Origin of the sequence: Rhizobium sp. NLR10b (genome assembly GCF_019685435.1) — a bacterium.
Classification (GTDB): Bacteria; Pseudomonadota; Alphaproteobacteria; order Rhizobiales; family Rhizobiaceae; genus Rhizobium.
Genome location: NZ_JABDWV010000010.1, coordinates 237,937 through 244,677, shown reverse-complemented (window position 1 = coordinate 244,677; position 6,741 = coordinate 237,937). Strand labels below are relative to the sequence as shown.

Below are 6,741 nucleotides of genomic sequence, written 5' to 3'. Positions count from 1 at the left end.
TTGCATGCCGCTTCAACCCGGAACTCAGCGCCAAATACGACCTCCTCATCAAAGCCGGCAAGCCGCCGAAGGTCGCCATCACAGCCATCATGCGAAAGATCATCCTGCTGGCAAACGCACTCCTGCGTCCTCCGTGCAAACGGCGGCAACGGGTTGAAGATCGGACATTAATCATTCGTCATTGTACGACACCGGCCTTGCGTAGCCCCTCCACGACAAGCTCGAAATCGGCGGGGTTCTTAAAGGGCAAGACTTTGCGGCGGTATTCCAGGGAGTATTCGGGATTGACCCGCAGCACTTCTTGCCACGTCGCGCGAGCCTCTTCGAAACGGCCGAGGTGCCCGTAACAGGCGGCCAAAAGCGCACGCGAGACATCAGTAACGGGGTTGCGGCTCACGCGCTGCAGCAATAGTTCGACGGCCTCTTGGTACCTTCTCAGTTGAAACAGAGCCAAGGCCTGAAAGTGCAGGACGACATCAGGAAAGTACGGGTTCAAGATCCTCGCCCGATCGAAACAGGCGAGTGCCTCCTCGGCTCTGCCTGAATAGATTAGTGCCTCGCCGAGGCTGACCTGCCCTTCAGCGAAGTTCGGATTGAGGACTATCGCGCGCTCGGCCTCGTTGATGGCTCTATCGTGCTGTCGCGAGTAAAGCTTGAGCACGCTCAGCGCCCAGTGTGCAACAGGATCGTTATCATCCCGCGCTACCGCCAGCGTCGCAGCCTCTTCAGCTTGCTCGATAGAGCGTTGCGGCGACGCGCTCCACCGGTTCAGGTAGTCGAGCCCGTGGGTAAGGGCGAGGAAGGCGTGCGCCGAGGCGAAGTCCGGGTCCAGTTCGACGGCACGTCGCAAAAGTTTGCGGGCGTCGCTGTTCGTCTGCTTCGTCAGCCGGTGCCACAGTTCCCGGCCACGCAGGAAGCAGTCATACGCCTCAGGGCGCCCGGTCTGCCCCGGCACCAGTCTTTTTCGATCCCCCTCTGTCAGGTTGACCGCCAGCGCATCGACGATCTGCTGCGTTACATCGTCCTGAACCGCGAATATGTCGGTTAGGTCGCGATCGAACCGCTCCGCCCATAAATGTCCGCCGGTGGTCGCGTCGATGAGCTGCGCGGTGATGCGTACCCTGTTCCCCGATTTGCGTACGCTGCCCTCAAGAACATGCCGCACGCCGAGCTTCGTGCCCACCTCCTGCACCTGGACGTTCTTGCCCTTGAAGGTGAACGACGAATTGCGGGCGATGACGAAGAGCTCCGACAACTTCGATAGCGCCGTGATGATGTCTTCCGAGATGCCGTCGGCGAAGTAGTCCTGTTCGGCGTCACCGCTCATGTTGGCGAAGGGCAGGACGGCTATCGACAGCTTCGGCGACGTTGCCGTCGCCGGTTGGCTCGTCCCGGTTTCGGAAGTCGCGGCAGCCTTGGTCCCGGCGCTGCCGACTTGCAGCGAATAGACCCGGATCGGTTCGGCGATGTTCTTGAGTTGCGTGGTGCCGAGATCGCTGACCGAGAGATCAAGCCTCGCCTTGACCTGGCGATAGGCATCCTCGGACAGGCAGATTGTGCCCGCCGCGGCGACGCCCTCCAATCGCGAGGCGATGTTGACGCCGTCGCCCATCAGATCGCCGTCGCTTTCCTCGACGACGTCGCCCAGATGGATACCGATCCGGAACTCGATGCGACGGTCCTGTGGCACGCCGTCATTGCGCTCAACCATACCGTTCTGCACCTCAATGGCGCAGCGCACGGCGTCCACGACGCTGCGGAACTCGACCAGCGCCCCGTCGCCGGTGCGCTTCACCACCCGGCCATGGTGCACGGCGATCGTGGGATCGATGAGATCGCTGCGCAGTGCCCGTAACCTCGCCAGGGTGCGGTCCTCGTCGGCGCCGGCAAGCCGGCTGTACCCGACCACGTCTGCGGCCAGGATTGCAGCTAGCTTTCGGTTCTCGCTCATCGCGCCGTCTCCTCACTTCCAGAATAGCAGGGAGACAGAGGGCAAGAAAGAACTTCCAGCCGCGGCTTAGAGCGATCTTGGTTGCGATCGACTTTTCCAATGGCTCATGGACGCACCCGACGTTGAAGCTCCACGCAATGGTGCATCAAGCTTGGAAAATATCCCCGAAACAGGAAAGCAATGGGCATTCGACCGGCCCTTCCCCTTTCACTCTTGACCTCAAGCATGCTTGAGGAATTACAGAACTGCCTGCAGATCCGATGCAGGAGATATAGATGAGCGGAGCTTTCTATCGTATCGACAAGTTCATCGTGCCGGCGGCGGCGCGTGAGGAATTTCTTGTCAAAGTGATGATGACCCACAAGCTGCTGGAGGCACAGGAGGGCTTCATCGAACACAAGGTGCTGGAGCAGGTGGCGGGTCCCGGCGAATTCAATTTCGTCACCATTGCCGAATGGCAGAATACCGAGGTCGTCGAGCGCGCGCGGGCAGCCGTGATGGCCGCCCATAAGGCCGCAAATTTCGATCCGCAGGAAATGTTTTCGCGTCTCGGCATTCGAGCCGATATCGCCAGTTACAAGCCTGTCGCCGCCTGAGCATGAGACGGCCGGCTCACGCGCCGGCCGTCGCTCCCTCCCGGCGAAGCAGAAGATAGAACCGTCCGCAGAGCATGGCGGCCGCCGCCGCCAGCCCGACGAGGAAGCCGAACCAGATGCCGATGCCACCCAGACCCAGCGGAAAAGCGAAGGCCCAGGCCAGGAAGAAGCCAATCGGCCAGTAAGCGATCAGCGCCATGATCATCGGCACGCGCGCGTCCTTCAGGCCGCGCAGCAATCCGTTGGCGATCACCTGCAGCCCATCCACCAGTTGGAAAAGCCCGGCAACGACGATCAGCGGCCCGGCATAGGCGAGCACCTCGGGCGCCTCGGGCGAACTGACGTCGAGGAACCAGCTGCCGAGGAATTGCGGCATGGTGGCAAAGAGCACCGAGCCCACCGCCGAAATGGCGCAGGCGAGGATGAACACCATGATCGAAGCCCGCACCAGCCCGTCATAATCGCCCTGCCCGTGCGCGACACCCACGCGCACCGTCGCCGCCTGGCTGAGGCCGAGTGGGATCATGAAAGCGATCGAGGCCCATTGCAGGGCAATGCCGTGGGCGGCAAGTTCGATCGTGCCGATATAGCCCATCAGCAGCGAGGCAACCGTGAACAGGCTGACCTCGGCAAGGATGGTGACGCTGATCGGGAAACCGAGCCGGATGACTTCCAGCAGCGCATGCCAATCTGGCTTCCAGAACCGCACGAAGATCTCGTAGCGGCGCGTCTCCTCCCGCCTCTGCACGAAGGCAAGGATGAAGAGGAAACCAGCCGTCTGCACCACGACCGACACGATCGCCGCACCCTCGAGCCCCATCGCCGGAAAGCCGAAATGGCCGAGCACGAGGGCATAGGCGAAGAACGCGTTCATCACCAGCGTAACAATGGTGACGTTGAGGATGATGGCTGCCTTGCCGATGGCGCTGACCAGCGCGCGCATCACGTTGAAGAGCAGTGCCGGCAGCACGCCGAACTGACCGATCATGATATAGCCATGCGCGAGCTTGGCCACCTCGGGCTTCTGCTGCGCGAAGAGCAGGATCTGCTCGGAATTGAAGAAAGCGGGCTGCATGACGGCCCAATATCCAATCACCACCCACAGCCCCATGCGCAGCGATCGGCGCACAGAGACGACGTCGCCGCGACCATAGGCCTGCGCCACCATCGGAACGACGGCGATGGCAAAACCCGAACCGAAGATGAGGATGGTGAAAAGGAATTGAGCCGACAACACCATTGCCGCCAGATGCTCGGCGCCGAGGCGCCCGACGATCATCACGTCGGTGGTATTGATGCCGAGCTGAGCGAGCTGCGCGCCGATCAGCGGAATGCCGAGCGCCAGTGTTGCGCGGAAATGCGCCCCCCAACGATTATCGCTTGTCGGCGCAAGGCTGCGCGCGTCGATCGGCGTGTCCATGACACCAGTCCTGTGATTGAGATCTGCAACGCCCCGTAGTTGGCGCAAAAATATCACTGGGGCTTAAATCAAAGCCCCGCAAAGAACTACCCCAAAACAGGCAGATGATGAAAAATTCATCATACCATCACCATTTCTGATCGGTTCAGCTCACGCCTTCCAGCGCCTCGGCCGGCTTGCGGGCTCGAACCCTCGTGAGGAATACCCCGGCGGCCAGAACAATGAGCACGGCAGCCGTGAGATAAGGCGCACCGGCAAAGGTGACGGGCGCCTCAGGCCGCGTGAAATAGCCGAACATCTGCGTGAAGATCAGCGGCCCGACAATGGTGGTGATGCTGCTGAGGCTGGTCAGCGCGCCCTGCAACTCGCCCTGCGCCGAAGGCGGCACCTTGCCGGCGGCAATACTGCGCAGCGCCGGATCGGCGACGTTTTCGATGACGGTCGCCACGATGACGACATAAACCACCCAACCCTCCCAGGCGAAGGCATAGCCGGTCAGCCCCGCAGCGGAAAAGCAGAGGCCGAGAAGCGCGGTCTTCCATTCACCGAGCAGCGGCACGACGCGCGGCAGGACCAGCCCCATGACGAGTGCTGCGCCGATGCCGTAAATGCCGAGCGAAAGACCGATCTGGCCCTCGCTCCAGCCATAGCGATAGGTCGAGACGAAAGACCAGACCGAGGGATAGACGGCATGCGCCAGGAAAAACAGGAACATGACGAGGCTGACCCCGCCGATACCAGGGTAATGGCGCATCTGGCGCAATGCGCCGAGCGGATTGGCGCGTTTCCACTCGAAGTGGCGGCGGTTCTTCGCCTCCAGCGTTTCCGGCAGCAGAAAGCAGGCGGCAATGAAATTGAGAAGCGACAAAGCGGCAGCGCCGAGGAACGGCACGCGTGGGCCAAATTCCCCGAGGAATCCACCGATGACCGGGCCGATGGTGAAGCCGACGCCGAAGGCGATGCCGATCAGTCCGAAGTTCTTCGCCCGGTTCTCCTCCGTGCTGATATCGGCGATATAGGCCGAACAGGTGGCGAAGCTGCCGCCGCTGATGCCGGCCAGCACGCGGCCGACGAACAGCATCCAGAAGCTGGTGGCGATGCCGCAGATGAAATTGTCGATCGCGAAGGTCAGCACTGAAAGAAGAAGGATCGGCCGGCGGCCGAAACGGTCGGAGAGGTTTCCGAGCAGCGGCGCGAACAGGAACTGCATGCCGGCATAAACCAGCATCAGCCAGCCGCCGTCGATCGCCGCATCGCTGACACTGCCGCCGGTCAGTTGTTCCAGATAGGCGGGCAGCACCGGCATGATGATGGCGATGCCGATAATGTCAAGGAAGAGGATGATAAAGACCAGAAACAGGCTGCGGCGAACGAATTTGGGATCAAGCATGAAGCATCTCAACAGCAGTTATTTCTGAAAAGACGATCTCATCGCCGGAAAGTGACATAGCTCAGAAAAGAAACCGAAACAATCCGTGAACACTCCACAGCATTGTTGAGTTGTACGGGAAAATCGTCAGAGCCTCAACCGTCGGACGCGCACTGCTGTTTCCAATCGCCGAGGGGATGATTTCCCTTGCAATCGCCCCGGAGGCATCCAGATCAATCAAGGGATCGTGCATTGTGCATGCTCCCGCACAGCCTGTTCGGTGTCGTCCGATTATCACCCGGATGCGAAAGCGCTAAAACCGCATCGGCAGCGCTGCTTTGGCGTCGATGATCCGTCGCGCCAGGCTGGGCAACAAAGGAGAAGACAATGCAGACCTATCGTTTGGGACAGACCGGACCCGATGTCTCGGCCATCGGCCTCGGCTGCATGGGCATGTCGGGCATGTATGGTCCCGCCGACCGCGCGGAGAGCATTGCGACGATCCATGCCGCGCTCGATGCCGGCGTCAATCTGCTCGACACCGGCGATTTCTACGGCATGGGCCACAACGAAATGCTGGTCGGCGAGGCACTGAAGGGCCGCAGGCGCGAAGACGCTGTCATCAGCGTCAAGTTCGGCGCGCTTCGCGATCCCGCGGGCGGATGGAGCGGCATCGATGCCCGCCCGGCGGCCGTGAAGAATTTTCTCGCCTACACACTGCAGCGCCTCGGCGTCGACTATATCGACATCTACCGCCCTGCCCGCCTCGATCCGAATGTGCCGATCGAGGACACCGTCGGCGCGATCGCCGACCTGATCCAATCAGGCTACGTCAAACACATCGGTCTGTCGGAAGTCGGCGCCGAGACGATCCGTCGCGCCGCCGCCACCGCCCCGATTGTCGACCTGCAAATCGAATATTCGCTGATCTCGCGCGGGATCGAGGATCGCATCCTGCCGACGACGCGTGAACTCGGCATTTCGATTACCGCTTACGGCGTGCTTTCGCGCGGCCTGATCAGCGGCCATTGGCAGAAGGGCCAGGCCGCCGCCGGCGACTTCCGTACCCATAGTCCGCGCTTTCAGGAAGGCAATATCGATCAGAACCTCGCGCTGGTCGAGCAGCTGCGCGAGATCGCCCGAGCAAAAAGCGTCTCGGTCGCCCAGATCGCCATCGCCTGGGTCGCCGCCAAGGGCAAGGATATCGTCCCCCTCATCGGCGCCCGCCGCCGCGACCAGCTGACCGAGGCGCTCGGTTCACGCGCCGTCGACCTGTCGCCGGAGGATTTCGCCGCGATTGAACGCGCCGTGCCAAAGGACGCGGCCGCGGGCGGGCGTTATCCGGAACATATGCTGCAGCATATGGATAGTGAGAGGTAAGGCGCGAGGGGGGTACAGCCCCTCA

At 61.6% G+C, this 6,741-nt stretch carries 6 protein-coding genes; 2 read left to right on the top strand and 4 right to left on the bottom strand.

All coding sequences use genetic code 11. The features are described from left to right. Positions 1–178: 178 nt before the first annotated feature. Positions 179–1,951, bottom strand: coding sequence for an adenylate/guanylate cyclase domain-containing protein (locus HJB91_RS18635; RefSeq protein ID WP_221155688.1), 1,773 nt, complete (start codon positions 1,949–1,951; stop codon positions 179–181). A 275-nt stretch (positions 1,952–2,226) separates the two neighbouring features. On the opposite strand from HJB91_RS18635, the gene HJB91_RS18630 reads away from it, so the two are divergent. Further along, positions 2,227–2,547: an antibiotic biosynthesis monooxygenase gene (locus tag HJB91_RS18630; protein WP_210630526.1), complete on the top strand. Its 321-nt coding sequence runs from the start codon at positions 2,227–2,229 to the stop codon at positions 2,545–2,547. A 16-nt stretch (positions 2,548–2,563) separates the two neighbouring features. Here the strand turns inward: HJB91_RS18630 and HJB91_RS18625 are convergent, their stop codons facing one another. From HJB91_RS18625 to HJB91_RS18615, 3 genes are all read right to left on the bottom strand, one after another. Further along, a complete protein-coding gene (locus tag HJB91_RS18625) occupies positions 2,564–3,967 on the bottom strand; it encodes an MATE family efflux transporter (protein ID WP_210630525.1) in 1,404 nt (467 codons plus the stop codon). Between the two features lie 145 nt (positions 3,968–4,112). After that, positions 4,113–5,357: a TCR/Tet family MFS transporter gene (locus HJB91_RS18620; protein ID WP_221155687.1), complete on the bottom strand. Its 1,245-nt coding sequence runs from the start codon at positions 5,355–5,357 to the stop codon at positions 4,113–4,115. 61 nt (positions 5,358–5,418) lie between these two features. Next, positions 5,419–5,589, bottom strand: a complete 171-nt coding sequence (locus HJB91_RS18615; protein WP_210630523.1) for a hypothetical protein — start codon at positions 5,587–5,589, stop codon at positions 5,419–5,421. A gap of 134 nt (positions 5,590–5,723) precedes the next feature. Between HJB91_RS18615 and HJB91_RS18610 the strand changes: the two genes are divergently transcribed. Continuing rightward, positions 5,724–6,716, top strand: a complete 993-nt coding sequence (locus HJB91_RS18610) for an aldo/keto reductase (protein ID WP_210630522.1) — start codon at positions 5,724–5,726, stop codon at positions 6,714–6,716. Positions 6,717–6,741 lie beyond the last annotated feature (25 nt).